The 25,457-nt window shown below is 72.9% G+C and carries 23 protein-coding genes and 1 pseudogene; 12 read left to right on the top strand and 12 right to left on the bottom strand.

Features of this window, described 5'->3' with window-relative positions; all coding sequences use genetic code 11:
- Positions 1–29: 29 nt before the first annotated feature.
- On the bottom strand, positions 30–1,040 hold the full coding sequence (add, locus tag Psi01_RS26315; protein WP_204066786.1) for an adenosine deaminase: 1,011 nt from the start codon (positions 1,038–1,040) through the stop codon (positions 30–32).
- A gap of 214 nt (positions 1,041–1,254) precedes the next feature.
- Between add and Psi01_RS44170 the strand changes: the two are divergent.
- A pseudogene (locus Psi01_RS44170) lies at positions 1,255–1,746 on the top strand (Clp protease N-terminal domain-containing protein); the annotation flags it as partial.
- Between the two features lie 216 nt (positions 1,747–1,962).
- Here Psi01_RS44170 and Psi01_RS26305 read toward each other — a convergent pair.
- Positions 1,963–2,997: a GNAT family N-acetyltransferase gene (locus Psi01_RS26305; protein WP_204066784.1), complete on the bottom strand. Its 1,035-nt coding sequence runs from the start codon at positions 2,995–2,997 to the stop codon at positions 1,963–1,965.
- A 167-nt stretch (positions 2,998–3,164) separates the two neighbouring features.
- Here Psi01_RS26305 and Psi01_RS26300 point away from each other — a divergent pair, with 167 nt between their 5' ends.
- The gene (locus Psi01_RS26300) at positions 3,165–4,565 is read left to right on the top strand and encodes an NAD(P)/FAD-dependent oxidoreductase (RefSeq protein ID WP_204066783.1); all 1,401 of its coding nucleotides are present in this window, start codon (positions 3,165–3,167) and stop codon (positions 4,563–4,565) included.
- A 102-nt stretch (positions 4,566–4,667) separates the two neighbouring features.
- A complete protein-coding gene (locus Psi01_RS26295; protein ID WP_204066782.1) occupies positions 4,668–6,296 on the top strand; it encodes an amidohydrolase in 1,629 nt (542 codons plus the stop codon).
- Here the strand turns inward: Psi01_RS26295 and Psi01_RS26290 are convergent.
- From Psi01_RS26290 to Psi01_RS26270, 5 genes are all read right to left on the bottom strand, one after another.
- Positions 6,214–6,930, bottom strand: coding sequence for an SLC13 family permease (locus Psi01_RS26290; protein WP_204066781.1), 717 nt, complete (start codon positions 6,928–6,930; stop codon positions 6,214–6,216). The two genes, Psi01_RS26295 and Psi01_RS26290, sit on opposite strands and share 83 nt — an antisense overlap.
- Positions 6,931–6,941: 11 nt before the next feature.
- A complete protein-coding gene (locus Psi01_RS26285; RefSeq protein ID WP_204066780.1) occupies positions 6,942–7,256 on the bottom strand; it encodes an anion permease in 315 nt (104 codons plus the stop codon).
- A gap of 89 nt (positions 7,257–7,345) precedes the next feature.
- On the bottom strand, positions 7,346–7,720 hold the full coding sequence (locus Psi01_RS26280; protein WP_204066779.1) for a spore germination protein GerW family protein: 375 nt from the start codon (positions 7,718–7,720) through the stop codon (positions 7,346–7,348).
- A gap of 117 nt (positions 7,721–7,837) precedes the next feature.
- Positions 7,838–8,296, bottom strand: coding sequence for a hypothetical protein (locus Psi01_RS26275; RefSeq protein WP_204066778.1), 459 nt, complete (start codon positions 8,294–8,296; stop codon positions 7,838–7,840).
- A gap of 2 nt (positions 8,297–8,298) precedes the next feature.
- Complete coding sequence (locus tag Psi01_RS26270; protein ID WP_204066777.1) at positions 8,299–10,989, bottom strand: molybdopterin oxidoreductase family protein; 2,691 nt, start codon at positions 10,987–10,989, stop codon at positions 8,299–8,301.
- A 112-nt stretch (positions 10,990–11,101) separates the two neighbouring features.
- Here Psi01_RS26270 and Psi01_RS26265 point away from each other — a divergent pair, with 112 nt between their 5' ends.
- Positions 11,102–11,299 carry a DUF2795 domain-containing protein gene (locus Psi01_RS26265; RefSeq protein ID WP_204066776.1) on the top strand — a complete coding sequence of 66 codons (198 nt, stop codon included), beginning with the start codon at positions 11,102–11,104 and terminating at the stop codon, positions 11,297–11,299.
- A gap of 191 nt (positions 11,300–11,490) precedes the next feature.
- Here the strand turns inward: Psi01_RS26265 and Psi01_RS26260 are convergent, their stop codons facing one another.
- On the bottom strand, positions 11,491–12,597 hold the full coding sequence (locus Psi01_RS26260) for a winged helix DNA-binding domain-containing protein (RefSeq protein ID WP_204066775.1): 1,107 nt from the start codon (positions 12,595–12,597) through the stop codon (positions 11,491–11,493).
- 98 nt (positions 12,598–12,695) lie between these two features.
- Positions 12,696–13,310: a hypothetical protein gene (locus tag Psi01_RS26255; RefSeq protein ID WP_204066774.1), complete on the bottom strand. Its 615-nt coding sequence runs from the start codon at positions 13,308–13,310 to the stop codon at positions 12,696–12,698.
- A gap of 340 nt (positions 13,311–13,650) precedes the next feature.
- Between Psi01_RS26255 and Psi01_RS26250 the strand changes: the two genes are divergently transcribed.
- The 4 genes from Psi01_RS26250 to Psi01_RS26235 all read left to right on the top strand — a co-directional run bounded on the left by Psi01_RS26250 (position 13,651) and on the right by Psi01_RS26235 (position 16,147).
- Positions 13,651–13,998 (top strand): DoxX family protein, encoded by a 348-nt coding sequence (locus Psi01_RS26250; RefSeq protein ID WP_204066773.1) that lies wholly within the window; start codon positions 13,651–13,653, stop codon positions 13,996–13,998.
- Between the two features lie 699 nt (positions 13,999–14,697).
- On the top strand, positions 14,698–15,048 hold the full coding sequence (locus tag Psi01_RS26245; protein ID WP_204066772.1) for an ArsR/SmtB family transcription factor: 351 nt from the start codon (positions 14,698–14,700) through the stop codon (positions 15,046–15,048).
- Positions 15,045–15,515 (top strand): SRPBCC family protein, encoded by a 471-nt coding sequence (locus tag Psi01_RS26240; RefSeq protein WP_204066771.1) that lies wholly within the window; start codon positions 15,045–15,047, stop codon positions 15,513–15,515. The genes Psi01_RS26245 and Psi01_RS26240 overlap by 4 nt, the downstream gene beginning before the upstream one ends.
- A gap of 2 nt (positions 15,516–15,517) precedes the next feature.
- Entirely contained in the window at positions 15,518–16,147 is a 630-nt protein-coding gene (locus tag Psi01_RS26235) for a TIGR03086 family metal-binding protein (protein WP_204066770.1), read from the top strand.
- A gap of 25 nt (positions 16,148–16,172) precedes the next feature.
- On the opposite strand, the gene Psi01_RS26230 is transcribed toward Psi01_RS26235, so the two are convergent.
- Positions 16,173–18,755 (bottom strand): ATP-binding protein, encoded by a 2,583-nt coding sequence (locus Psi01_RS26230; protein ID WP_204066769.1) that lies wholly within the window; start codon positions 18,753–18,755, stop codon positions 16,173–16,175.
- Between the two features lie 204 nt (positions 18,756–18,959).
- On the opposite strand from Psi01_RS26230, the gene Psi01_RS26225 reads away from it, so the two are divergent.
- From Psi01_RS26225 to Psi01_RS26215, 3 genes are all read left to right on the top strand, one after another.
- Positions 18,960–19,325, top strand: a complete 366-nt coding sequence (locus Psi01_RS26225; RefSeq protein ID WP_204066768.1) for a DsrE family protein — start codon at positions 18,960–18,962, stop codon at positions 19,323–19,325.
- Positions 19,326–19,441: 116 nt separating this feature from the next.
- Positions 19,442–21,412, top strand: coding sequence for an ATP-binding protein (locus Psi01_RS26220; RefSeq protein WP_204066767.1), 1,971 nt, complete (start codon positions 19,442–19,444; stop codon positions 21,410–21,412).
- 168 nt (positions 21,413–21,580) lie between these two features.
- Entirely contained in the window at positions 21,581–22,111 is a 531-nt protein-coding gene (locus Psi01_RS26215; protein ID WP_204066766.1) for a hypothetical protein, read from the top strand.
- Positions 22,112–22,180: 69 nt separating this feature from the next.
- Here the strand turns inward: Psi01_RS26215 and Psi01_RS26210 are convergent, their stop codons facing one another.
- The gene (locus Psi01_RS26210) at positions 22,181–23,011 is read right to left on the bottom strand and encodes a crotonase/enoyl-CoA hydratase family protein (RefSeq protein ID WP_239128030.1); all 831 of its coding nucleotides are present in this window, start codon (positions 23,009–23,011) and stop codon (positions 22,181–22,183) included.
- Positions 23,012–23,123: 112 nt separating this feature from the next.
- Between Psi01_RS26210 and Psi01_RS26205 the strand changes: the two genes are divergently transcribed.
- Positions 23,124–24,263: an ADP-ribosylglycohydrolase family protein gene (locus Psi01_RS26205; protein WP_204066765.1), complete on the top strand. Its 1,140-nt coding sequence runs from the start codon at positions 23,124–23,126 to the stop codon at positions 24,261–24,263.
- A 29-nt stretch (positions 24,264–24,292) separates the two neighbouring features.
- On the opposite strand, the gene Psi01_RS26200 is transcribed toward Psi01_RS26205, so the two are convergent.
- Entirely contained in the window at positions 24,293–25,345 is a 1,053-nt protein-coding gene (locus Psi01_RS26200) for a zinc-binding dehydrogenase (RefSeq protein ID WP_204066764.1), read from the bottom strand.
- Between the last annotated feature and the right edge of the window lie 112 nt (positions 25,346–25,457).

Below are 25,457 nucleotides of genomic sequence, written 5' to 3'. Positions count from 1 at the left end.
CGTGGCGAAGGCCCGCGGCGGGGCGCCCCTCAGACCAGCGCGTCGATCTCGGCCAGCAGTTCCCGCCTGGTCCCGGGGTCGAGGTAGGAGGCGGTGACGGCGTTGCGGGCCAGGGTGGCCAGGGCGGGGCGGTCGAGGCCGAACACGTCGGCGGCGACGCGGTACTCCTCGGTCAGCGTGGTGGCGAACATGGGCGGGTCGTCGCTGTTGATGGTGACGAACAGCCCCTCCCGGAGCAGGCGCGGCAGCGGGTGCTCCTTGATGTGGGCGACCTGGCCGGTGCACACGTTGGAGGTGGGGCAGACGTCCAGCGGGATCTGCCTCTCACGCAGGTGCGCCACCAGGCGGGGATCGTCCAGGCAGGAGATGCCGTGCCCGATGCGCTCGGCGCCGAGGTGGTCGACGACCTCCCAGACGGTCTCCGGACCGGTCATCTCCCCCGCGTGCGGGACGCTGTGCAGGCCGGCGGCCGTGGCCGCCCGGAAGGCGTCCCGGAAGGCGTCGCGGTGGCGCACGCGCTCCTGCTCGATCCCGGCCAGGCCGAAAGCTACCAATGCCCGGGGAGGTTCCCGCAGAGCGTGGTCCAGGGTGATCCGGGCGGCCTCGGCGCCGTACTCGCCGGGGATGTCGAAGATGTAGCCGATCCGCACGCCGTACTCCTCCAGCGAGCGGCGGGCGGCGATGTCCAGCGCCTCGGTGACGGCCCGCATCGGCATGCCGACCACATGGTGGGCGTACGGCGTGACCGTCACCTCGACGTAGCGCCCGTTCTGCCCGGCCAGGTCCCTGGCCAGGCCCGTCACCAGGGTGGCCACGTCCTCGGGCTCGCGGACCAGCGCGTTGACCGCCTGGTAGACCCGGGCGAAGTCCGCGAAGTCGCGGAAGACGTAGAACGCCCGCAGTTCCTCCGGCGTGGTCGGCACCCGGCTGCCGGGGTGCCGGCGCGACAGCTCCAGCACGGTCGGCACGGAGGCGGAGCCGACGAGGTGGACGTGGAGCTCGACCTTGGGCAGGGCGTCGATGAACGCGTGGATCGTCATGGCGCCGAACCTAGGCGCCGTCCGCCGGGGATGCCAGACATTCGGCCGTAATCTCACACAAAGATGTAAGCTTCGGTGCTGAGGACTCGTTGAGGACTCGTTGAGGGATCCAGGTCACTTACGGGATTCTCCGGCGCCACGTCCTCCCCCCGGACGGGTGAACTGGCGCATAGTGGGTTGAAGGGCAACCCGATACCCCCCACGGAGGCCGCCCGTGTTCGAGCGTTTCACCGATCGTGCCCGCCGCGTCGTGGTCCTGGCCCAGGAGGAGGCCCGGCGGCTCAATCACAACTACATCGGCACCGAACACCTGCTGCTCGGCCTGGCCGGAGAGGAGGACGGCGTCGCCGCCCGCACGCTGCAGAGCTTCGACGTCAGCCGCGAGCAGATCCGCAACGACATCGAGGAGATCATCGGCCAGGGGGCGGGCGGCGCCGCGTCCGGCCACATCCCCTTCACCCCGCGCGCCAAGAAGGTGCTGGAGCTGTCGCTGCGTGAGGCCCTCAACATGCACCACAGCTACATCGGCACCGAGCACATCCTGCTGGGCCTGATCCGGGAGGGTGAGGGCGTGGCGGCGCAGGTGCTCACCAAACAGGGTGTACGGCTGGAGGCCGTGCGGAGCGCGGCGATCGCCCTGATCGAGCGGGGCGGCCGGCGCGAGCGCGTCTCCACCTCGGAGGAGTCGTTCTTCTCGACGGGGCTGTCGTTCAGCGCGAAGCTGGACCGCATCCAGGAGAGCCTGGACCGGATCGAGCGCCGCCTGGACGCCATGGGGGCCCCGGCCGATCCGGCGGAGCCGCAGAAAGGCGCGCCGGGAGCTCCCGACGAGGAGCCTCCGGAGGAGCCGCGGGAGCGGCACGGATGACTTTCCGGTCCGGAGGCCCTGAGCTCCCCCGGACCGGAAAGCCGAAGTGATGGGTCAGCTCGGGGATGCCGCCGCCATCACGCCTATCGCCAGCCTGGCCTCGACCACGCCGGGGTCCTCGGTGTAGCTCAGGGTCGCGCCGAGCGAGAGCAGCAGCCGGCGCATGCGCGCGTTGTCCGACAGCAGGGTCGCCTTCACCTCCGCGAAGCCCAGGTCCCGGGCCTGGGCGACGAGCATCCTGGCCAGCGCCGAGCCCAGGCCCTTGCCCTGCCAGCGGTCCTCGATCAGGAAGGCCATCTCGGCGATCCCCGGGTCGGGGGTGAACATCAGGTTGGCCAGGGCGACCACCTGCCCGTCGAACCCGGCGACCAGGGAGTGGCCGCGGGTGCGGTCGCACAGCCGCTCGAAGATGCGGGGCGGCAGCGTGGGCATCGCGGTGAAGTAGCGGAAGCGGCGGCTCTCGGGCGAGCAGCGCTCGTGCAGGTCGCGCACGGCCTCGCGGTACATCATGGTGAGCGGCCTGACCTGCGTCTCGGTGCCGTCGGCCAGCTTGACGGCCCGCTCGGCGGAGGAGGCGGCCTCGGCCGGGGGCTGCGCCAGCCGCACGAAGGAGGCGGCCCGGGCGGCCTCGGTTAGGGTGAAGGGCAGCTCGGCGCGGCGCAGCCGGATCGCCCGTCGCGGGGCGACCGGCACGGTCAGCAGGGTCGGGTCGGGCAGGTCGCTCATCTCCGCACCATAGACCCACCGGGCGTCGTCGGCGCGCAGCAGCTCGGCCAGGAGCTGGGGCAGCCGCCAGGGCGCCGAGCGCAGGCGGGAGGCGAGCAGGAGCACGCGGGTGGGCTCGTCGGTCAGCTCGTGGGCGGTGGCCGCCACCACCTGGACCCGGCGCCCGCCGGCCGCCTCCAGGGCCTCTCGCACGGCCTCGGGCGCGGCCGGGATCTCCGCGACGAACTCGTCCACCGTGCCGTCGACGTCCGGCTGGACGCTCAGGCCGAGGATGTTGCCGCCCTTCTCCGCGAGCGCGGCGGCCAGCGACGCCAGCCGTCCCGGTCGCTCGTCAACCGTCGTACGAATCCGCAGAAACCCCATCAGAACGCTCCCTCCATCGGAAAACATCCTGACGGAGGCCTGTTACGGCACCGCTACATGGAAGTGAGACCGCCGTTACGTCGAGGAAGATCACTCATGATGCGGTTGTACAACGGTTTCCGTCGCAAGCTATGTCCAGATTGACGGATATAGCAGGATATGGGGCCATGAGTACGCGTGTTCCTTTGTCTGAGGACTTCGTCAACGGAGACGTCTCCTTCTGGTTCCGATCGTCCGGCCTGCCGGCTCCGGGCGCCCCCCTCGACGGCGACCTGGACGCCGACGTCGTGATCGCCGGGGCCGGATACACCGGGCTGTGGACCGCGTACTACCTGAAGAAGGCCGACCCGGCCCTGCGCGTGGTGATGCTGGAGAAGGAGTTCGCCGGGTACGGCGCCTCCGGGCGCAACGGCGGGTGGCTGGTCGGCGAGCTGGCCGGGACCCCCGAGCGCTATGCCAGGACGCACGGCGAGGAGGCCGCCAGGCGCTTCCAGCGGGTGATGTTCGAAACGATCGACGAGGTCATCGCCGTCGCGGCCGAGGAGGGCATCGACGCCGACATCGTCAAGGGCGGGGTCACCACCGTCTCCACCAACGCCGCCCAGGACCGCAGGCTGCACGAGCTGGTCGCCCACGCGCGCCGCTGGGGCTGGACCGAGGACGACCTGCGCCTGCTGGAGCCGGCCGAGCGGGAGGAGCGCCTGCGGGTGGCGGGCGCGGTGAACGCGGTCTGGAGCCCGCACTGCGCCCGGATCCAGCCGGCCGCCCTGGTGCGGGGGCTGGCCGACACGGTGCGGGCCCTCGGTGTGGAGGTCTATGAGCGGACCCCGGTCACCGAGATCGTCCCGCGCGCGGCGCGCACGCCGTACGGCACGGTCCGCGCGCGGCACGTCATCCGCGCCACCGAGGGCTTCACCGCGGAGCTGAAGCAGTATCACCGGGCCTGGCTGCCGATGAACAGCTCGATGATCGTCACCGAGCCGCTGGGCGCGCTGTGGGACTCCATCGGCTGGCAGGGCTGCGAGCTGCTGGGCGACATGGCCCACTACTACATGTACGCCCAGCGGACCGCCGACGGCCGCATCGCCTTCGGCGGGCGCGGCAAGCCCTACCTGTACGGCTCGCGCGTCGACGACCGGGGACGCACCCACGAGTGGACCGTCGAGGCGCTGTGGGAGCTGCTGACCGGGATGTTCCCGGCGGTGCGGGAGTCCGCCGTCGCCCACGCCTGGTCCGGGGTGCTGGGCGTGCCGCGGGACTGGTGCTCCACCGTCCACCTCGACCGCTCCACCGGGGTCGGCTGGGCCGGCGGCTACACCGGCCACGGCGTGGCCACCGCCAACCTGGCCGGCCGTACCCTGCGCGACCTGATCCTGGGCGAGGACACCGAGCTGACCCGCCTGCCGTGGGTGGACCGCAAGGTGCGAAGCTGGGAGATCGAGCCGCTGCGGTGGATCGGCGTGCACACCATGTACGACCTGTACCGCCGGGCCGACGCCCGGGAGAAGGCCGGTCTCGGCCGCACCTCCGTGCTGGCCCGCGTGGCCGACTCCATCACCGGCCGCTGAGCTTCACCGGCCACCGGACCTGCCCCCCCGGACCCGATCGTCCGGATGAGAAGGAGAGATAGTGACCCACCTGCCCACCCTCCTCGCCACGGCGGTGAGGGCGTGACAGACCTGCTGTTCCGCGGCGGCCGGGCCTTCCTGGCCGCGGGCGCGTTCGCCGAGGCCGTCCTGGTCCGTGACGGCCGGATCGCCGCGGCGGGCGCCGAGTCCGATGTCGTACGGCTGGCCGGCCCCGGATGCGAGACCGTGGACCTCGGCGGCGGCCTGCTGATCCCGGGCGTCACCGACGCCCACATGCACCCGGTCCAGGCCGGGCTGGAGCGGGCCAAGTGCGACCTGTCGCATGTCTACGGGCTGGACGAGTACGTCGCGAAGGTCCACGACTACGCCGCCGCCCACCCCGATCACGAATGGATCGACGGCGGCGGCTGGGACATGTCGGCCTTCCCCGGCGGCCTGCCGCACCGCTCGCAGCTCGACTCCGTCGACCGGCCGGTCTATTTGATCCAGCGCGACCACCACGCCGCCTGGGTCAACACCCGGGCCCTGGAGATCGCCGGGATCACCCGCGACACCCCGGACCCGGCCGACGGCCGCATCGAGCGCGACGCCGACGGCACGCCGAGCGGCGTGCTGCACGAGGGCGCGATGGACCTGGTGGGCCTGCTCACCCCGCGCCCGACCGAGCAGGACCTGACGGACGCGCTGATGGACGCCCAGCAGCATCTGTTCTCCCTGGGCGTCACCGGCTGGCAGGACGCCATCGTGGGCTCCTACGCGGGCTCGGACGACCAGCTGCCCACCTACGTCGCGGCGGCGGCCGCGGGCAGGCTGAAGGCCCGGGTCGTGGGCGCGCTGTGGTGGGACCGCACGCGCGGCGCCGAGCAGATCCCCGACCTGATCGAGCGCCGCAAGTCCGCCGAGGGACTGGAGACGTTCCGGGCCACCTCGGTGAAGATCATGCAGGACGGCATCACCGAGAACTTCACCGCCGCGGTGATCGAGCCCTACTGCCGCTGCGGCGGGACCGGGCTGTCGTACGTCGACCCCGAGCTGCTCAAGGGCTACGTCGCCGAGCTGGACCGGCACGGTTTCCAGGTGCACTTCCACGCCATCGGCGAGCGGGCGGTGCGCGAGGCGCTCGACAGCTTCGAGGGCACCGACCCGGCCACCCGCCACGAGCGCCGCCACCACATCGCGCACCTGCAGATCATCGAGCCGTCCGACGTGCCGCGCTTCGCCCGGCTCGGCGTGACCGCCAACCTGCAGCCGCTGTGGGCCACCCACCACGCCCAGATGGACGAGCTGACCATCCCGTTCCTGGGTGAGGAGCGCTCGGCGTGGCAGTACCCGTTCGCGGACCTGCTGCGGGCCGGCACCCGGTTCTGCGCCGGCAGCGACTGGCCGGTGTCGAACGCCGACCCGGTCCAGGGCATGCACGTCGCGGTCAACCGCACCGAGCCGGGCACCTCGGTGCACGCGACCTATCCGACGGCCCAGACGCCGTTCCTGCCGGGGCAGAGCCTGGATCTGGCCACGGCGCTGACGGCGTACACGGCCGGGTCGGCCTGGATCAACCACGACGACGAGGCGGGCGTCATCGCGGCCGGCAACCGCGCCGACCTCGTCGTCCTGGACCGTGATCCGTTCACCGAGCCCGCGCAGGACATCTGGCGGGCGAAGGTGGCGATGACCTTCGTCGGCGGGGAGCAGGTCTACCAGGCCGGATGATCCGGCCTCCGGCCGGGGCCCGCCGCGGGCCCCGGCCGGCATCGCGTCCAGCGGACATCCGGCACCCCGTGCCCGCGCGTCCGGCGCCTACGCGTTCACCAGGCGCCCAGCACCTTGAACCACGCGGCCCCGCGGCCATCCACACCGCGACGTTGGCGACGGCCACGATCGCCCCCAGGCGCCACCACTCGGCCAGCGTCACATACCCCCCGCCGAACAGCACCGGCGCCGGACCCGAGGCGTAGTGGGTCAGCCCGCCGTACAGGGAACCGATGAACCCCAGGACCAGGGCCGACATCACCGGAGGCGCCCCGGCGGCCGCGGCCGCCGCCAGGAACGCCCCGTACATGGCGGCCACGTGGGCGGTGTTGCCGGGTGCGGCCGGTGCGAGCACCGGGTCGGTCAGCGCCGCCCCGTAGGCCAGCCCGAGGCTGCGCCTGCCGAGCGCCGGCACGAACACCAGCGCGATGCGCCGTCCCCGGCCGGTCTTGGTGAACGCGACGGATATGAAGAACGCGGCCACGATCAGCCAGATCGCCGGTTCGGCGAACCCGCTCAGCGCCACGGCCGGTTCCAGGATCCCGGTGATCATTATGACGGTGAGCCCGGTCAGCGCGACCGCTCCCAGCGGCATCGGCTGCAGGATCAGCCCAGTACGGTGGCCGCGAAGACGGCCAGGACCGCCCACCCTCCCGGCTTGACGCCCTCGGGCTGCGGCAGCAGATAGATGATCACTCCCGCGAGGACGAGTATCGCCCAGCGTGCCGCCGTCCACCAGCGGACCGGCCCGTCCCGGGCCGTGGCCGTGGCCGTGGCCGTGGCCGTGGCCGTTCCACCGTGCGCCGGTGCCGACCCGTCCGGCGCCGCTCCCTGCTGTGCCGCCCCGTCCGGCGCCGCTCCCTGCTGCGCCGGCCCCGCTCCGTCCGGCGTCTTCCCTCCCCCGCTCGGAACCCCCGTCATGAGTCCCCCTTCCCCGACCTGCCTCATTCCCTCGGGAAAGGGGGACTCACCTGGGGCTTTCCGGTCCGGATCGGCGATCCGCCGGGTCGTCAGCCCTTACGGAGCCGCCGGCCGCGCCGCCGCCGGGTGGCCATCCGCACGATCGCGCGGGCGGTGAGCAGCAGGACGACGCCCACGATCTGGCCGCCCAGGACGATCCGGTTGACGTCGACCGCGGGCTGCCAGCGGACCTCGCCGTCCTTGATGACGAACACCCCGGCCGGGGTCGCGCTGAGGCCGTACCCGCCGCCGGAGCCCTCGCCGGGGTGCTGGCCGCCCTCCTGCTTACCCCTGCCGCCTCCCCCGCCGCTGGCGATCTTGGCGACCGGGACGACCGTCACCCCTTCCCGGGTGATCGGCTCACCGAAGACGCGGTTCACGGTGGCGTTGTCCTTCGCCTGGTCGATCACGTCCATGATGTCCATCGCGATCCCCCTTGCCTATCCCGGTTCCCGGGGCTGCGTCCCCGGCCTCGCCCCCACGCTAGCCACCGGACGGCCCCGCGGACAGCCCTCCCCCGGGCCGGAGGGATCCGCGCCCGTTCAGGAGGCGACCACGAGCGCCTGGGGAGCGGCCTGCTTCATCCGGGTGCTCAGCCACGTCATCTGGGTGGCGGTCTCGCTCTCGCACCGGCTGACGACCTCCAGCAGCCCGGTGTCGCGCGCCCCCTGCGCGGCCTGCCCGATCACCGTCCAGGAGATGTCGCACTCGGCGGCCATCAGGTACAGGTCGTGCAGGTCGCGCAGGAGGCCGAGCCCGCCGGAACGGGTGCCCGAGAAGAGCGTGGAGTGCAATCGCTCGGGCTCCTGCGGGGCCTCCTCCGAATAACGCCGGACGAACGGCTCCAGCCTGCGGGCGTGGTCGTCGCACTGCGCGGCCAGCCGCTCGCAGACGTGGTAGACGTCGGGCTCGTCGCGGTGGTGCTCCCCGATCTCCCTGAAGGCCCGGGCCAGCTCGGTCTGGGAGCGGTGCAGCAGCCCCAGGTAGTGCGCAAGGTGCATGGTCACTCCTCCTCCGTCCGCCGCGGCACGCGGGCCTCCGGCTGATCCTCCGCCGCGGGTCCTGCGGGCTCCCCGGCCGGCTGCCGCGGGGTGAACCGCTCGCGGTCTCCCGGATCGCGCCGGAGCCCCGAGCGCTCCTGCACCCCGGCCCCTCCGTGCCCCGGTCTCCCGGACGTCCCGAACCTCTCGGAGGCCTCGGCCGCCGGGCCGCCGGCCGTAGGCGGGACCCGCGGGTCGTGCGGGGCCGCGGCGCCCACGGTGGGAGCGGCCGACAGGGTGCCGCCCGCCTCGGCCACCCTGCTCACCCGGACCGCCGCGACCTTGTAGACCGGCTGCTTGGAGACCGGGTCCCAGCTGGTGATCGTCAGCTCGTTGGCCGCGCGGGCGGCCCGGTCGCCGGGGCCGGAGTCGTCGAGGTCCCAGTAGCCGTAGTGGAACGGGACGAACACCACCCCCGGCCGCGTCCCGCACACCCGCGCCCTGGCCTCCAGCGCTCCCCGGGGCGACTCGACCCGCACCGTGTCCCCCTCCGACACGCCCATCGCGGAGGCGTCGCCGGGGCTGAGCTCCACCCACGGCTCGGGGGCCGCGTCGTTCAGCTGCGGGGCCCGGCCGGTCTTGGTCCGGGTGTGGAAGTGGTAGACGGTGCGGCCGGTGGTCAGCAGAAGCGGATACTCCTGACCCGGCACCTCGGGCGAGGGCTGGTACGGCGCCGCCTGCAGGAAGGCCCGTCCCCGGGGCTCCCTGGCCCGGTACTGCTCCTCGCTGTACTCCGCGCCGGTGACCAGGTCGTGGCCGTAGGTCTCGCAGTAGTCGGGGTCGGTGTTGAAGCGTCCCCCGGCGTACAGGCGCTCGGTGCCGCGCAGCGCCGCCGGGGTGCACGGCCACTGCACGCCGCTCTCGCCCCGCAGCTTCTCGTAGGTGATCCCGGTGTAGTCGCACGGTCGCCCCGCCGAGCACGCCTTCCACGCCTCGAAGGCCGACTCGGGGTCGTGCCACTTGATCAGCGGTGCGCCGTCCTTGTCGCGGAAGTCCATCCGGCGCGCGTAGTCCAGGAAGATGTCCAGGTCGGAACGGGCCTCACCGGGCGGCTCGACCGCCTTGTCCGCGAGGTGCACCGTACGGTCGACGCTGGTGAACGTCCCCTGCTTCTCGCCCCAGGTCGCCGCGGGCAGGACCACGTCGGCGAAGCGGGCCGTCTCCGTCAGGAACAGGTCCTGGACCACCAGGAACAGGTCGTCCCTGGCCAGGATCCGCCGGATCCTGGCCAGATCGGGCAGGGAGACCGCCGGGTTGGTCGCCGAGACCCACAGCAGCTTGATCGAACCCTGCTCGGCGTACCGGAAGATCTGCATGGCGTGGGTCGGCGGTGCCCAGTGCGGGATGACCGACGGATCCACGTTCCACAGCTCGGCGAGCCGGCGGATGTGCTCGGGGTTCTCCCAGTTGCGCATGCCCGGCAGGTCGCCGTCGGCCCCGGCCTCGCGGGTGTTCTGCGCGGTGGGCTGGCCGTTCATCTGGTAGAGGCCGGCGCCCGGGCGGCCGAGCATGCCGCGCAGCAGGTGGATGTTGTTGACCTGGCAGGCCGCGGCGGTCGCCTGGTTGGACTGGTAGAAGCCCTGCAGCACGGTGGACAGCAGCCGGTCGCACGATCCGAGGAGCTCGGCCGCCTGCTCGATCAGGCGGACCGGCACGTCGCAGATCTCCGCCGCCCACGTGGGCGTGCACTCGGCCACGGTCCGCTGGAGTTCCTCGAAGCCGAGCGTGTGGGCCCTGACGTAGCGCTCGTCGTACCGGCCCCTGTCGATCAGCACGTGGATCAGCGCGTTCATCAGCGCCATGTTCGTGCCCGAGCGGATCGCCAGGTGCACGTCGGCCTCCCGCGCCACCGGCGTCTCCCGCGGGTCGACGGCCAGCATCGCCGGCGGCCGCGGCCCGCGGCGGCGGTCCAGCATCCGCGCCCACAGCACCGTCTGCGTCTCGGCCACGTTGTGCCCCCACAGCGCGATCGCGTCGCAGTGGTCGACGTCGGTGTAGGAGCCGGGCTGCCCGTCGGTGCCGAAGCTGGCCTTGAGCGCCGCGGCGGCCGTCGCCGTGCAGAGCCGGGTGTTGCCGTCCATGTGCGGCGTGCCGATGCCGGCCTTGCCGATCACACCGAGGGTGTAGTACTCCTCCAGGAAGAGCTGGCCGCTGGTGTAGAACCCGAAGTGCCCCCAGCCGCCCGGCCCGTCCAGCAGCTCCTTCGACCTGGCCACGATGAGATTCATCGCGGTGTCCCAGTCGGTCTCGACCAGTTCGCCGCCGCAGCCGCGGATCAGCGGGCGGGTCAGCCGGTCGGGGCTGTTGTTGGCCTGCCAGCCGTACAGGTCCTTCGGATCGAGCCGCCCGTGGTTGACCCGATCCCCCGCCCGGCCGCGCACGCCCACGATCCGGCCGTCCTTGACCGCGATGTCCATCGCGTCGCCGTTGGAGTGCATGAGCGAGGCGGCCTGGACCCAGGCGTCCACGTCCTCCTCGCCGACGCCCTCCTCCAGGAACGTGTCCACCCGCACCGGCCATGGACTGCGGCGGCCGATGTCCCCCGGGAGCACGTCCTTCAGACGCCCCGGCAGGCTGGCGGCCAGGCGCTCCACGACGGCCGGCGGGCCGTACGGCGTGCGGCTCCCCCACGGGTAGGCGATGCGATCGGACATCCGGCTGCTCCCTCCCGGCGGGCACACGGCCTCGATGACCAGGCGGTCTACCCCGCCCGAAACCGGGTATGCGGTCCGGCGAAAGGGAAACGCACCACCAGGGGGAACAATCATGGCCAAGACACTCAACCCGATAGATCTGCAGAAGCACCTGTCCGGCGTCGACTACCCGGCCGGCCGCGACGACCTCGTGAACGCGGCCCGCGAACAGGGCGCCGACAACGAAATGATCAAGGCCCTCCAGAACATCCCCGACCGGGAGTACGACGGCCCCAACGCCGTCAGCAAAGCCGTCGCCGGCAACGGCTGACCCCACCCCCACCTGAGGCCGGGCCCACTGCCCGAGGGTGGCCTGCCGTCTGAGGCCGGTCCGTCATCCGAACCGGGCCCGCCGCTTGAGGCCGACCCGTCATCTGAACCGGGTCAGCCACCGCCGCGCGGAGTGTCAGGCCCGCGCGGCGCCGCCCCACAGGCCCTTGCGGAACTCCCGCCGGGGCGTGGTCAGGAGTCCTCCACGCGGACCTCGTAGGCGGTCGCGTCGGGTTCCAGGAAGCGCAGGAGTTCCTCGCCCTCGGTGGTCAGGGCGGCGATCGCGTCCTCGGGCAGCGGCTCGAACGCGGTCAGGATCAGGACGGCGGTCTTGCGTTTGGTCTCCGCCTGCCAGGTGCCGCGCACCAGGCCGTCCCACAGGAACGTGGCGCGCACCCGCAGGTTCTTGGTGGTGACGCGGGGGCGGTACTCCTCGGCCATCAGGCGGGTGCGGTCGGCGTGGGCCAGGACGAGGTTGTCGAAGTCGGGCAGGAAGCGCGCGGGGGCGGGCACGTCCTCCTCCGGCCGCGGGGCCTCGGGCAGGTCGAACAGCTCACGGCCCTTCTCGTCGCGGAAGGTGACCAGTTTCGGACGCAGGCCGTCCAGTACGGCGCGCAGCCCTTTGAGCCCCGACCAGGTCTGCGCGTCGGCGGCGGTGGCCGGGCCGAACGCCGCCAGATAGCGCAGCACCAGTTCCTCCGCCGGATCGCCCGATGCCCCCTTCCCGCCGTCCTTCTCCTCCAGCCAGGTCTCCGCCAAGGTGAAGTCCGCCGAGGGCGGGAAGGCCCAGCGGTCCTGCGTGGGGACCATGACCAGCGGCAGCCGGGTCCGTACGGCATAGCCCAGCGCGCGGTCGTTGGCCTCGGGGAACTCCTCCTGCAGCAGGGCGCGCAGCGCGGTGAAGTCTCGCGGCCCGTCGGCCAGGATCGTCCGGGCGACCGGCAGGAGCGCCTCCAGGTCCAGCCCGGCGGTCAGCTGCCCCCGCCCGTTCAGCGCCGCGGCGAGCACGGGATCCACCGCGGCGTGGAATCCGGCGTAGTCGGCCGCGCTCACCAAATGCAACGTGGCCCGCATCATCATGCCCCGCACGACGGACCGCTCATGCAACGCCCGGTGCAGGTCCTCCCGCCGGAACCCCTCGATCCGCGTCCACAACCCGGTGAACGGATGCCTCGCCTCCTGCGCCTGCATCCCGCCGAGCCGTTCCACCGCCGTCACGACGTCGGCCTTCTCCCGGGCGAGCAACATCTGCCGGGCCAGCGTCGCACGGTTGAGCCGCCGTGCCGTCAGAGTCTCCATGGGTCCAATCATGGTGGCCGTACCTGACAACCGCTGGCAGGTATGGCACACGGCATCAGCTTCTCACCCGCAAGGGCCGTCACAGGATTCCCAGGGGATCAACCGAGGTCGTGGATCGCCGGTTCTCCCCACGGCTCCCAGCGGAGGGAGACCCGTTCGGAACCGTAGTTCCGGGCCAGCCGGTGACGGAGCTCCTGATCGAAGCCGTTCGCGTCCAGGACGACCAGATTGCGCTCGGCGTCGATCCCGGCTCCGTGAATCCTGTCATCGCCGAACGGGCCCGGATCAGCGTCCATGACCGCCATGAGCCCGGCGTGGCTGTACCGTGCCGGCCGTACCTCCGGAACGATCGTGAACGGCGTCCGAAGTCCGTCGGGCCAGGCCACCCCGGTGAGCGGCGCGGCCGCCAGCTCATGCCCGCGCGGGCTGACGCAGGGGGCGACGACTCGCCACGGATGACGCAGCAGGTACGGCGGAGCGAGGTCCTCCGGATGCGCCTCGGCCCGCTCCGCGGCCCGGTCCAGCGCGTGGTTGAACGGTTCGATCCGCGAGTCGTAGGACTCGCCGGGAAGACGGCCCGGAAGTTCCATGAAGACCTCGACCGCCTCGGGGGTCGCGTGCTGCAGGATCACCCGGCCGGCCACGAGGAACACAGGAGCAGCCGTGATCACGTAGATGACGGACAACATGAGGACCACCCGGAGCACACGCACGGGGAGGGAGTCTAGGTTCCCCGGACGAATGTCCCGGCTGAATGTCTCCGACGTCCCGCAGTCGAACGGCCCCGCTCCGGGGATGTCCCTCAGTGCGCCTTCTGCGTGCTCTGGGCGGGACGGATGTTCTCCAGACAGTCAAGGACGACGTTCCCGGGCCGACCGGCGAGGACAGTGAGCTCATCCCGGAGCAGCCGGGCGTCGGATTCGGCGGCCCTTCGGCGTCGCCGTCCTCACCCTGGTGACCCGTTTCATACGAGGGCATGTCACGTTGCGGGCGGGCGGTCTCGTCCGTGAGGCGAAGCATCGGCCCATCACCCTCACGGACAGGGGAACCTCAGTGTTCACCACCTATCTCGTGGTCACCCTCCTGGCCTCAGCCGTCACCGGCCTTGCCGCCGTCGCCAACCTCATCGGCCATGAGTACCCCAAGAAACAGGCGGACAAGATTCGCGTGCCCCGATCCTGGACGCTTCCGCTCGGCGCGCTGCTGGCCGCGGGCTCGCTGGGCCTGCTGGCCGGGTTCGCCGTACCGGTGCTGGGCACACTCGCCGCCTCCGGCCTCGTGTTGTACTTCCTCGGCGCGTTCGCCGCCCACCTGCGCGCCCGCGCCTACGACTTCGGCGCCTGGGCCCTGTTCTTCTCCCTGGCGGTGGCCGCCCTGAGTGTGAACCTGGCGTACCACTGAGCTCACTCAGGCTCGGCTCTCGCCCTTCGGTGATTCTCACCTTCCAGCCGGGCGGCTCGAGAGGGCCGGCGTCCTGGTGTCACGGGCGGGCTCGTCAGCGATCCTCTCCGCCCGGCCCGCCGAACATGTCGTGCACGGTCCGGCCAGTCGCCACGGCGAGGGCCCAGGCTTCCAGCTGGGCGAGATCCGTACAGGCCGTGATCCTGGCTCTCACCTCGTCCGGCACCTCCCCGCGGGCTTCCAGCATCAGCAGGAGCAGCCGGACCGCCTCCTCGGCTCTGCCCTCCGCCTTCCCTTCCGCCTTTCCTTCAGTCTTCCCCTTCTCCAGGCCGCGGCCGTAGTGCGCACGGGCGAAAGGGCTGTAGACGGGCCAGTCCGTGGACGTCGTGATCTCCTCAGTTTGCGGTTGCGGTCGTGGACCATGCCGCCAGGGCCGACAGATCGGACTGGGCGGCGGTCCCAGGGCGAGGACCAGGGCGGCGGATCTCCACGGCCAGCGAAGGGTGGTCCCGGAAGAGTTGAATAAGACAGTCATGTTGGGGCGACGACACGTCACCGATTGTCACATCTCGAACACCAGTAGCGATCGGATTCCGATAAGTCGGTGCTCGACAAGGTCGCGTCCACAACGAAACCCCCGGCGGATGAAATTCAACCTTTTGGTTGCACTTCGAAGCGGCCAACCTTATCCTCAACCATATGGTTGAGGATAAGGAGGCGCTGGACGCGGTCTTCCATGCTCTGGCGCACGATGCGCGGCGCAGCATGTTGCGGCGGCTCGCCGGTGGGGAGCTCGCGGTCGGGGAACTGGCCGAGCCGCTGCGCATGTCCCTGGCTGCGGCGTCCAAACATGTGAAGGTCCTCGAACAGGCGGGGCTGGTGCAGCGCACCGTCACCGGGCGGCGGCACGTGTGCCGGCTGCGATCCGGTCCGCTGTCCGACGCGATGGCCTGGCTCCGCTTCTACGAGGGCTTCTGGGACTCCCGGCTCGACGCCCTGGAGCACGTCCTCGACTCACCGCATCCACCCGCCAGTGAGGAGACACCATGACGACCGACCTCGCCGCCTTTCCCGTCGTACGGCGTGAGCGTGTCCTGTCCGCGCCCGTGCACGCGGTCTACCGGGCCTGGCTGGACCCCGCGATCCTGCAGCGATGGCTGGCGCCGGGGGCCCCGGAGTGCGCACGCGTGGAGGTCGACGAGCGGGTGGGCGGCCGGTACCGTATCCGGCAGACCGACTCCGACCAGCCCGTCGGCGGTTTCGACGCCCGGCTGCTCGAACTCGTGCCGGACCGGCGCATCGTCTGGCGCTGGGGTTTCATCGGGCCCGACCGCGAGGCGGGTCCGGTCTTCGACTCCCTGCTGACCGTCACCCTCGACGGGACACCCGAGGGCGGGACCCGCCTGGTCCTCGTGCACGAACGGCTCGACGCCCTGGCCATCGCGCTGCCCCACGTCGCCGAGCAGGTCGGCGCGGGCTGGGACGGCGTCCTCAACCAGCTCACGGAGGCGATCTGACCATGACGACCGATCCGCGCCCCGCGACCGCCGTACTCGCCGATCTCATCGGGCGGGTCCGCGACGACCAGCTCACCGCGCCCACGCCCTGCGGCGGCATCAGCGTCGGCGAGCTGCTCGACCACATCGACAGCCTGTGCGGCGCGTTCACCGCGGCCGCCGCCAAGACGCCGATCGAGGGCGGCGGCACCGCCCCGGTGCCCGACGCGTCCCGGCTGGGCGAGGACTGGCGCCGGCGCATTCCGGCCCGCCTCGACGAACTCGCCCGGGCGTGGCGGGAGGCACCGGCGTGGGAGGGCACCACCGAGGTCGGCGGCCTCCGGCTCCCCGGCGCCGTCGCCGGAGCGGCCGCGCTCGACGAGGTCGTCGTGCACGGCTGGGACCTGGCCGTCGCGACCGGACAGTCCTATCCCGGCGCCGATCCGGCCCTGGCCGAGGTCCTCGGCACCGCCTACCGGTGGGTCGGCACCATCGCCGCCGAGCAGCCGGAGGGCAGCCCGGGGCTGTTCGGGCCGCCGGTGCCCGTGCCGGACGACGCGCCGCTGATGGACCGGCTGCTCGGGCTCACCGGCCGCGACCCCCACTGGTCCGCACCCGCGCGGGTCTCCCCCGGGCACTCGCCGGCGCCGTGACGTCCCCCGCACTCCGGCCGCGACTTCAGTCGTTCTGGAGGAGACCCGTTCCCAGGGGAGGGCCGGAGCCGTCCAGCTGCCGGGCCGGGGGCGTGCCGTATCCGGCGGCGAAGGCGGCCTCGAAGTCCGCCGGGCCGATCCGCTCGCGCAGTGCCGCGGGCAGCCGGGGGTCGGGGACGAGACCCTCCCAGGGCACGGGGTCGAGCCGTTCGGCGGCGCCGAGCAGGGCGGCGGCGCGCTCGAAGCGGCCGGTGGCGTGGTCGGCCCCGGCCAGCAGGCGCAGGCCGGTCGCGGTGATGCGCACGTCCCCGAGGCCGACGGCGATCCGGGTGCCCTCGGTGAAGTGCCGCCGGGCGGCTTCGTGCTCGCCGTCGAAGGCCGCGGTACGGCCCAGGCCGAGCAGGCAGCGGACCGCGCAGCGCAGGTCCCCGATCCGCCGGAACTCGGCGAGCAGACCGGCGAGGCGTGTCCTGGCGATCGCGTGGTCTCCCAGGTGCTGGTCGAGGGTGGCCCGGTAGAGCTCGGAGTGCAGCCGTTCGTGGTCGTTGCCCCCGGTCCGGGCCAGGCGTGCGGACTCGGCCAGCCAGGCGGGCACGTCGTCCAGCCGGATCCGGTTCTCGATCGCCCGGATGCCCATGTGGTTGAGGCAGTTGGCGCGCTTGACGTGGTCGCCGAGGCGGCCGAACAGCTCGGCCGCGTGGGCCAGCCGGGCCAGGGTGGCCTCGGGGTCGGAGGTGAGCGCGAGGGCGGAGTTCCCCAGGGCCAGGGCGTGGTGCCAGTCGTCGCCCAGCCGTTCGAAGATCTCGGCCGCCCTGTTCAGATGCTCCAGCGCCTCCGCGCGCTGCGGGCCGTACAGCATCGTCCAGCCGCGGACGAGCAGGGCCAGTGCCCTTCTGTGATCGGCTCGGTCGTCTGCCCGGCCGTAACCGGTTTCCCCCTCCACCATCCGGTACGCCCGCCCGGCGAACTCCCCGGCCCGGCCGGTGTCCTGGAAGGACAGCACGACGGCGCAGGTGATCGCGGCCCGGAAGCCCAGGTCGCTGTCCGGCAGGGGCCTCCGCAGCAGCCTGTCGAGCCAGTCGAATATCTCGCCGTTGCACCCGACGACCTCCCACGCCGTGCCGATGCCGGCGATGAACTCCCAGGCGGCCGTGGTGTCGTCCCGGTCGAGCACCCAGCGCAGCGCCGCCCGCAGGTCCGCCGAGCGGCGGTCGATCCACAGGAGCGCGGCGGCCTGGTTGCGGCCGCGCAGATCCGGCGCGCCGGCCGCGGCGTGGCGCAGATGGTGGCGGGCGTGCTGCTCGTGCGCCTCCTCGGCGGCGCTGCGGGCCTCTCCGGCGGCGCCGCGGGTGTCTTCGGCGGTGCCGCGGGCGAGCAGGCGGTGGTACGCGAACTGCCGGACGCTGTCCAGCAGCCGGTACTCGGTGGTCCCGTCCCGATGCCGGGAGGAGATCAGCGACCGGTCCAGCAGGCGCGAGAAGATCCGCAGCAACTCGGCCGGGTCCAGCGGGGGGTAGGCGAGCACGCCCGCCGCGGTGCCGTAGTCGAACGCGCCGGGGAACACCGAGCAGCGCTCCAGCAGCAGCCGCTCGTCCTCACCCAGCAGCTCGTAGCTCCAGGTGAGCGCCTCCTCCAGGGTACGGTGCCGGTTCGGTGAGCCCCGTGCCCCGTCGGTCAGCAGGGCGAAGCGGTCGTCCAGCCGGGCCAGCAGGTCGGCCGGGGCGAAGAACCGGACCCGGGCGGCGGCGAGTTCGATGGCCAGCGGCAGGCCGTCCAGCCGGCGGCAGATCAGCGCGACCTGCCGGGCGTTGTCCGCGGTGACCTCGAACCCGGGCGAGACGGCGGCGGCCCGGTCGGCGAACAGCCGGCCGGCGCCGGAGTCCAGTACGGCGGCCGGATCGTCGAGCGCGGGCAGCGGCAGCGGCGGGATCTCGTAGACGATCTCCCCCGTCAGGTGCAGCGCCTCGTGGCCGGTGGCCAGCACGTGCAGGTGGCCGGTGGTGGCCAGCAGGTCGGCGAGCAGGGCCGCCGCGGAGGCGGTCACGTGCTCGCAGTTGTCCACCACGAGCCAGTGCCGGCCCTCGGCGAGGGTCTCGCGGATCAGGGCGCGCAGCCGGTGCTCCTCCCCGGCGATGCTCAGAGCCTCGGCGAAGGTCCGCTCCACGGCGTCCCCGGGGGACAGCGGCGCGAGGTCGACCAGGACGGCCGGGGGCAGCGCGGTCGCCTCGTGGGCCAGGTGCAGCGCCAGGCGGGTCTTGCCGGTGCCGGCGGGTCCGGTCAGCGTCACCATCCGGTGCGCGCCGAGCAGCCGGCGCAGGTCGCCGATCTCCCTTTCCCGGCCCACGAACGACGACAGCGGCCTGGGCAGGACGCCGCGGGGCTCGCGACCGGCCCGCAGGCGGGTCGCGGCGTCGACCAGGGCCAGCCGGTTGCTCCCGCCGAGCTTGCGCAGCAGCGACGAGACGTGGCTCTCCACTGTCCGTTCCGACAGCCGCAGCCTGGCGGCGATCTCCTGGTTCTGCAGGCGTTCGCCCACGAGCCACAGGATCTCCCGCTCGCGCGGCGTCACTCCGGCCGCCCGCAGGTCGGGGAAGGCGTCCGAATCCATGAATCCGAGTATGTCGCCATCCGGGCGGGTGTCCATGTCCGGCGCGGAGCGGGTTCTCCGTGGCGGATTTCCGTACTGAGCACGGATGTCCGGCGCCCCGGGCGCGCGGTGCAATTGCCGCATCCGGCGATACCCCACGCCCCGGGACGCCCCGGGCGGGAGACGCGCTGGCACGTTCCATCACATCCGTCAAAGGAGAGCCGTATGGCAGGCAAGGCAGTAATCAGTTTGACCACCGGGCTGGAGGACCCCGAGCGGGTCACGGTGGCGTTCCTGGTCGCGGTCGGCGCGGCCGAGCAGGGCCGTCCGACGCTGATGTTCCTCACCAAGGAGGCCACCCGGCTGGCCCTGGAGGGCGTCGCCACCGGAGTCGCGTGCGAGGGGTGTCCGCCGCTGGCGGATCTGCTGGCGCGCTACGCCAAGGCGGGCGGGCGGTACATGGTCTGCCCCATCTGCTTCGACTCCCGCAGGCTCGACAAGAGCGGGCTGATCGAGGGAGCGGAGCTGGCCGGGACCGTCCCGATGTGGCAGTGGATCGGCGACGAGGGCGCCACGACCTTCAGTTACTGAGGCAGCTGCTGAGGCGCGTTAAGCGGCCGTCAAGTCACCGCCTACCGGGTCGTCGCATGGTTGGGCACCGCAGCCGGGTGAGAGATCGCCGAGCCGGCCCGGCCGGGGGGATGTCCATGAACGTCGTGTACCACCTGCGAGAAAGCTCACAGGCCCACGGTGACGTCGAGTCATCGCTCATGGCGGCCGAGCGCGCCCTGCACGCCGAGGGCGACCTGCAGACCGCCCGGTGGTGGTTCGACCTGGCCTACAGCGCGGCCGAGCGGCTGGGCGACGGCCCGGCGATGGCACGGGCCGCCGTCGGCCTGGGCGGGGTGTGGTTGCAGGAGCACCGCACCGCCGCCGAGGCGGCCACGACGCGGGCGCGCCAGCAGCGCGCCCTGGCGGCCGTCGACCCGCGGACCCCGCTGGGGATACGGCTGCGCGCCAGGCTGTGCGGCGAGGAGGACTACCGCCGCGGCGCGCACGACTCCATCCTGCGGGTGCTGGCCGAGGCCAGGGACAGCGGTGACGCGGTGGCGGAGGCGGAGACGCTGAGCATGGCCCACCTGTGCCTGATGGATCCCCGGTACCGGGAGCTCCGGCTGGAGCTGGCCCAGGAGCTGATCGCCGTGGCGGCCAGGACCGGCCGCCGCGGCGACGCGCTCATGGGGCTGATGTGGCGCAGCGTCGATCTGCTGCTGACCGCCGACGCGCACGCCGAACGGTCCCTGCAGGAGCTGCGCGACCTGCTGGCGGTGGAGGACCATCTGGCGGTCGGATTCGTGGTGGACACGATCGAGGTCATGCTCGCCATCCGCGCCGGACGCCTCACCCGGGCCGAGACGCTGGCTGCCTCCTGCGCCGAGCGGGGTCACGCCGCCGGTGACGACGACGCCGTCGGATGGCACGGCGCGCAGATCGCGGCGATCCGCTGGTACCAGGGCCGCATCGGCGAGCTCGTCCCGGTCCTGGAGAAGCTGGTGCGCAATCCCGCTCTGGGCTCGGCCGACTACGCCTACTTCGCGGTCCTGGCGGTGGCCGCCGCCGCTGCCGGAGACGAGAGCCTGGCCCGCGGCATGCTGGCCCGGCTGCGCGGAGCCGGGCTGACGGAGCTGCCCCAGAGCAGGAGCTGGCTGGCGGCGATGCACGGCGTGGTGGAGGCCGCCCATCTGCTCGACGACGGCGACACCGCCGCCCGGGCCTACGACCTGCTCGCGCCGTTCGCCCGGCTCCCGATGATCGCCAGCCTCGGCGTGGTGTGCTTCGGCTCCACCCATCTGGCCCTGGGTACGGCCTCGCTCACCGCCGGGCGGCTGGACCGGGCCGTGGAGCACTTCGGGCAGGCCGTCGAGGACAACCTGGCGCTCGGTCACCGGCCGGCCGTGGCCCTGTCCCGCTGGCGGCTGGGCCACGCGCTGCGGATGCGGCACGGGGTGCGGGACGAGGCGGCCCGGAGGGCGCTGACCCTGGCGGAGCAGGAGGCCGACCGGCTGGGCATGGTGCTGTCCGGCTGGGCGACACCGCACGCGGTACGACCGGGCGGCGCACCGGCCCCGGCGGTGTGCCGGCGCCGGGGCCGCAGGTGGCTGCTCGAACTGGCGGGCCGCAGCGTCCTGGCCGACGACAGCGTGGGCATGCGGCACCTGGCGATCCTGATCGCCAATCCGGGCCGGGAGATCCGGGCCGTCGACCTCGTCACGGGCCCGTGCCCGCCCGGCGAGGGCCCGGCCGTCCCCGACGGGGAGGCGCCCGGCGACGAGGCCGCATCGGCCCAGCCGCTCCTGGACGAGCAGGCCAGGCTCGCCTACCGGGAACGGCTGTCCCACCTCGAGGCGGAGATCGAGGAGTCGGAGTCGCTCGACGACGCCGGGCGCGCCGAGGCCCTGCGCGCCGAGCGTGACTGGCTGCTGGCCGAGCTGACCGCCGCCACCGGCCTGGGCGGGCGCGCGCGCCGGTTCACCGACGACCAGGAACGGGCCAGGATCGCCGTGGGCAAGGCCATCCGGCGCGCCCTGGCCCGCATCACCGCGTCCGACCCGATGATCGGCGAGGAGCTGCGGGCCACCGTCCACACCGGTCTGCGCTGCTCCTACCACCCCCGCTGACCGGCGGTCCGCACGGATGGAACGGGATGTCACGCCCTTCGGTCGAGGCGCCGTGATCAAAGGACACGGTGCCCGGACCACGGCGGACCCGGTGACCCGGGCCCGCTTTCCCGTTCCCGCCCGGCGGTCCCGTCCGCCGGGCCGGCCTTCCGCTTCAGGAGGAGCTCGATGCACCGCTCGATCCGTACCCTGCTCGCCGCGGCCGTGATCGCCGGCGCCGGCGGCGCCACCGTCCTCACCGTCGCCGCCGCCGTCACGCTCCCGGCCGCCAGTGCCTCCACGGGCACGGTCACCCTTGCGCCCACGCCCGACCCCACCGTCACCCACGACTACGACGACTATCCGTGGGGGCCGTACTTCGCCAGGCACCAGCTGGCCAAGGCCCGGGGCACCATCCGCATCGAGGGGAGCCTCGCAGGCGAGTCGAACAAGGTCACTGTGAAGGGGGAACTGCGGGACCTGGACCACCGTCCCCACAAGTGCGCCTATGTCGAGTTCAAGGTCCAGCGCCTCGGCGCCCCCCACGGGAAGTGGTATGAGGCCCCTTCCTACAAGTGGTGCCACTACGGTGAGCACGCCAAGGAGTTCGTCTTCCGCAAGCACGACGTGAGCGCCGTCAAGGTCCGCGTGAGCCAGATCGGCAAGCATGACCACCGCGTGTCCAACAAGGGCGAGTGGTACTCCATCCCCGAGGCCTGACGAATCCCCGAGGCCTGACGACCACCAGGTCCCCCGCCGGCCCCACCCGGCGGGAGACCTCCCCGGCTGTCAGGCGTCGTCGAAGGAGCCGTGCCGGCCGGCCCCGGCGGCGAAACGCGCCGCGCCGGCGGCCGTGTCCGCGCCCAGCGAGACCTGGCCGTGGCGGAACTCGGACGCCAGCGCCTGCCGCTCGTCAAGGCCGTGCTGGTCCAGGACCGAGGCCCGGTCGCGGCGCATGCAGGTCTGCGGGAAGGCGGCCAGCCGCGCCGCCAGCTCGCGCGCGGCCTCCAGCGCCCGCCCGGCCGGGACGACCCGGTTGGCCAGGCCCATCCGCAACGCCTCGGCCGCGTCCACCGGACGCCCGGTGAGGATCATGTCCATCGCGTGGCTCTCGCCGATCAGGCGCGGGAGCCGTACGGTGCCGCCGTCGATCAGCGGGACGCCCCAGCGGCGGCAGAAGACCCCGAAGACGGCAGTCTCGTCGGCCACCCGCAGGTCCGCCCAGATCGCGAGTTCGAGCCCGCCCGCCACGGCGTGCCCGCTGACGGCGGCGATTACCGGTTTGGACAGCCGCATCCGGGTCGGCCCCATCGGGCCGTCGCCGTCCGGCTCGGCGCGGTTGGCCGCCGCGGTGCCCAGCGACTTCAGGTCGGCGCCCGCGCAGAACGTCCCGCCCTCGCCGTACAGGATCGCGACGGCGGCCCCGGGATCGGCGTCGAAGGCGCGGAACGCCTCGGCCAGCGCCCGCGCGGTCGGCCCGTCCACGGCGTTGCGGCGCTCCGGCCGGTTGATCCCGACCAGCGTCACCGGCCCGTCCCTGCGCACCACGACCGTCCCGCCCGCGGTCATCGGCGTCCCTCCCGCCCGGGTGATCCGGATGTTGCGACCGCCCAGCAGCATACTCACGCAGGACGGCCGTGATCACGGGCCGGTCCTCCCCCGCGACCCCGTTCCCGGGCCATACTTTCTCCCTCCGGGACGTCCCGGCCGACCCCCTCCGGAAGGACCGATCATGAACGACTCGCCCGAGACGGTTCCGTACGGCTCCCGCGTGCGGGGGTGCCTGCTCGGCGGTGCCGTCGGCGACGCGCTCGGCAATCCCGTCGAGTTCATGTCGATGGGCCAGATCCGCTCGCGCTTCGGTCCCGCCGGTCTCACGGAGATGGTCGAGACCGAGATCACCGACGACACCCAGATGACGTTGTTCACCGCCGAAGGGCTGATCCGCGCCCGGTTGCACGGCGGCGACGCCGTCATCGGGATCCGCGAGGCCTACCTGCGCTGGCTCGACACCCAGGCGCACAGGGGGCCGTACTCCGGGAGCGCCGGATTCCGCACCGGCTGGCTGCGCACGCAGAAGTGGCTGTACGCCCGCCGTGCGCCCGGCAACGCCTGCCTGTCCGGCCTGGGCTCCGGCATCGTCCCGCCCCCGCCCGGGTCGCCCCTGGACCACGGGCCCGTCAACTCCCATTCCAAGGGCTGCGGCACGGTGATGCGCTCGGCGCCGTTCGGTCTCCTGCCGGAGGCGTGGGAGCCCGGCTCGGCCGCGGGGAACGGTGACGGCACGGCCCCGGCGGCCGGATCGCTCGACGACCCCGTCACCCTGGCCGTCACCGCCTCCCGCATCACCCACGGCCATCCCACCGCCGCCATCTCCTCCGGCGCCCTGGCCTGCCTCATCGGCAGGCTCGTCCAGGGAGACCCCCTGCCGCGGGCCGTCGCGATGGCCGAGGGATGGCTGTCCGCCTTCGACGGTCAGAGCGCCGAGCACCGGGAGACCGGCCTGGCCCTGCGCGCCGCCCGGCGGCTGGCCGGGAAGGGCGATCCCACCCCGGAGAGGGTGGAGAGCCTGGGCGGCGCCTGGGTCGCCGAGGAGGCCCTGGCCATCGCCGTCTACTGCGCCCTGGTCGAGCCCGACCCGCGCCGGGCCCTGCTGCTGGCGGTCAACCACTCCGGCGACGCCGACTCCACCGGCGCGATCTGCGGCAACATCATCGGCGCGGCGTACGGCGAGGACGCCGTGCCCGCCGACTGGGCGCGCGCGGTCGAGGGACGCGAGACCATCCTGCAGGTCGCCGACGACTTCACCGCCGCCTTCACCGGAGCCTCCGCTCCGGCCGGCGACCTCGACTCCCGTTATCCGTCGAGCTGACAGGCCCGCCGGGCTGCCGGGCCAGGGCGTCAGGGCGTCAGGATCAGGCGGACCGGGTTGCCCTCCTTGCGTTCCAGGCGCTGTACGGCGGCGGCCGCGTCCGCCAGGGGGACGGTGCCGCTGATGGAGCGGGCCAGGTCCAGGCGGTGGTGGCGGGTGAGGTCGACCAGCTGGTCGACGTGCCCGGGCCCGGAGCCGTAGTGCCCCAGGATCCGCTGGCCGAAGTAGGAGAACGGGATGCTGTGGGTGACGGTGAGCGGCGCGGGCGTCAGGCCGACCAGCACGAGCCGGCCGCCGGGCGCCAGGCAGGAGACGGCCTGCTCCCGTACGGCGGGCACCCCGGCCATGTCGAGGGCCAGGTCCAGGCCCCGTCCTCCGGTGGCGGCCAGCAGCCGGTCGCGCAGGTCGGCAGCGGCGGGATCCAGGGCGAGGTCGGCGCCGAAGTCCAGGGCTCGCTCACGGGCGGCCTCGATCGGGTCGACGGCGATGATCGGGGCGGCGCCGACCAGGCGCAGGAGCTGGACGGCGTGCGCCCCGAGCCCGCCCACGCCCCACACCCCGGCCGGTACGGCGGGCCGGGCCTCGCCCGTGGCGACGATCGCGGCCCAGGGGGTGGAGACGGCGTCGGGGATGATGGCCGCCTGCTCGAACGGCAGGCCGTCCGGGATCGCGACGAGGGTGTGGTGGGTGGCCAGGGCGTACTCCGCCCAGCCCCCGTCGTAGTCGACCCCGCGGGTGCGGACCTGCTGGCACGGCTCGACGAAGCGCACGCAGTTGGCGCACTGCCCGCAGCGCTCCCCCGCCTGCAGCAGGACGCGCTGCCCGGCCGTCCAGGCGCCGGGGACGTCCGGCCCCAGGGCGTCGATCACGCCGGAGACCTCGTGGCCGAGGGTGACCTTGTCGGAGGCCAGGAAGAGCGGGTTCAGGCTGCCGTCGATCAGGTGCACGTCCGACAGGCACACGCCGGCCGCCTTCACCTTGATCCTCACCTCGCCCGGTCCGGGTTCGGGGACGGGAACTTCCTCGACGGCGAAGGTCTTGTTCCGGACGTCGAGGCGCCCGGCGAGCATGGTGTCGGTCATGAGGTCTTTCCCGGTGCGTGGGCGTGAGGTGTCGCGGTGCGCGGGCGCGCGCCGCGGCGGCGCGCCGCCGATGTGCCCGTACCCGGCGACGCTCCGGAACTGCGTTGACGCG

The organism is Paraplanobispora siamensis, assembly GCF_016863175.1.
Taxonomy (GTDB): domain Bacteria; phylum Actinomycetota; class Actinomycetes; order Streptosporangiales; family Streptosporangiaceae; genus Planobispora; species Planobispora siamensis.
This window is presented reverse-complemented; position numbering and strand designations above follow the sequence as displayed.

What these genes read in the sequence shown, in the direction of transcription:
- add (WP_204066786.1), bottom strand. Translation starts at nt 1,040, where the DNA reads ATGACGATCCACGCGTTCATCGACGCCCTGCCCAAGGTCGAGCTCCAC.
- Psi01_RS26305 (WP_204066784.1), bottom strand. Translation starts at nt 2,997, where the DNA reads ATGGGGTTTCTGCGGATTCGTACGACGGTTGACGAGCGACCGGGACGG.
- Psi01_RS26300 (WP_204066783.1), top strand. Translation starts at nt 3,165, where the DNA reads ATGAGTACGCGTGTTCCTTTGTCTGAGGACTTCGTCAACGGAGACGTC.
- Psi01_RS26290 (WP_204066781.1), bottom strand. Translation starts at nt 6,930, where the DNA reads ATGCCGCTGGGAGCGGTCGCGCTGACCGGGCTCACCGTCATAATGATC.
- Psi01_RS26285 (WP_204066780.1), bottom strand. Translation starts at nt 7,256, where the DNA reads ATGACGGGGGTTCCGAGCGGGGGAGGGAAGACGCCGGACGGAGCGGGG.
- Psi01_RS26280 (WP_204066779.1), bottom strand. Translation starts at nt 7,720, where the DNA reads ATGGACATCATGGACGTGATCGACCAGGCGAAGGACAACGCCACCGTG.
- Psi01_RS26275 (WP_204066778.1), bottom strand. Translation starts at nt 8,296, where the DNA reads ATGCACCTTGCGCACTACCTGGGGCTGCTGCACCGCTCCCAGACCGAG.
- Psi01_RS26270 (WP_204066777.1), bottom strand. Translation starts at nt 10,989, where the DNA reads ATGTCCGATCGCATCGCCTACCCGTGGGGGAGCCGCACGCCGTACGGC.
- Psi01_RS26265 (WP_204066776.1), top strand. Translation starts at nt 11,102, where the DNA reads ATGGCCAAGACACTCAACCCGATAGATCTGCAGAAGCACCTGTCCGGC.
- Psi01_RS26260 (WP_204066775.1), bottom strand. Translation starts at nt 12,597, where the DNA reads ATGGAGACTCTGACGGCACGGCGGCTCAACCGTGCGACGCTGGCCCGG.
- Psi01_RS26245 (WP_204066772.1), top strand. Translation starts at nt 14,698, where the DNA reads ATGGTTGAGGATAAGGAGGCGCTGGACGCGGTCTTCCATGCTCTGGCG.
- Psi01_RS26240 (WP_204066771.1), top strand. Translation starts at nt 15,045, where the DNA reads ATGACGACCGACCTCGCCGCCTTTCCCGTCGTACGGCGTGAGCGTGTC.
- Psi01_RS26235 (WP_204066770.1), top strand. Translation starts at nt 15,518, where the DNA reads ATGACGACCGATCCGCGCCCCGCGACCGCCGTACTCGCCGATCTCATC.
- Psi01_RS26230 (WP_204066769.1), bottom strand. Translation starts at nt 18,755, where the DNA reads ATGGATTCGGACGCCTTCCCCGACCTGCGGGCGGCCGGAGTGACGCCG.
- Psi01_RS26225 (WP_204066768.1), top strand. Translation starts at nt 18,960, where the DNA reads ATGGCAGGCAAGGCAGTAATCAGTTTGACCACCGGGCTGGAGGACCCC.
- Psi01_RS26220 (WP_204066767.1), top strand. Translation starts at nt 19,442, where the DNA reads ATGAACGTCGTGTACCACCTGCGAGAAAGCTCACAGGCCCACGGTGAC.
- Psi01_RS26215 (WP_204066766.1), top strand. Translation starts at nt 21,581, where the DNA reads ATGCACCGCTCGATCCGTACCCTGCTCGCCGCGGCCGTGATCGCCGGC.
- Psi01_RS26210 (WP_239128030.1), bottom strand. Translation starts at nt 23,011, where the DNA reads ATGCTGCTGGGCGGTCGCAACATCCGGATCACCCGGGCGGGAGGGACG.
- Psi01_RS26205 (WP_204066765.1), top strand. Translation starts at nt 23,124, where the DNA reads ATGAACGACTCGCCCGAGACGGTTCCGTACGGCTCCCGCGTGCGGGGG.
- Psi01_RS26200 (WP_204066764.1), bottom strand. Translation starts at nt 25,345, where the DNA reads ATGACCGACACCATGCTCGCCGGGCGCCTCGACGTCCGGAACAAGACC.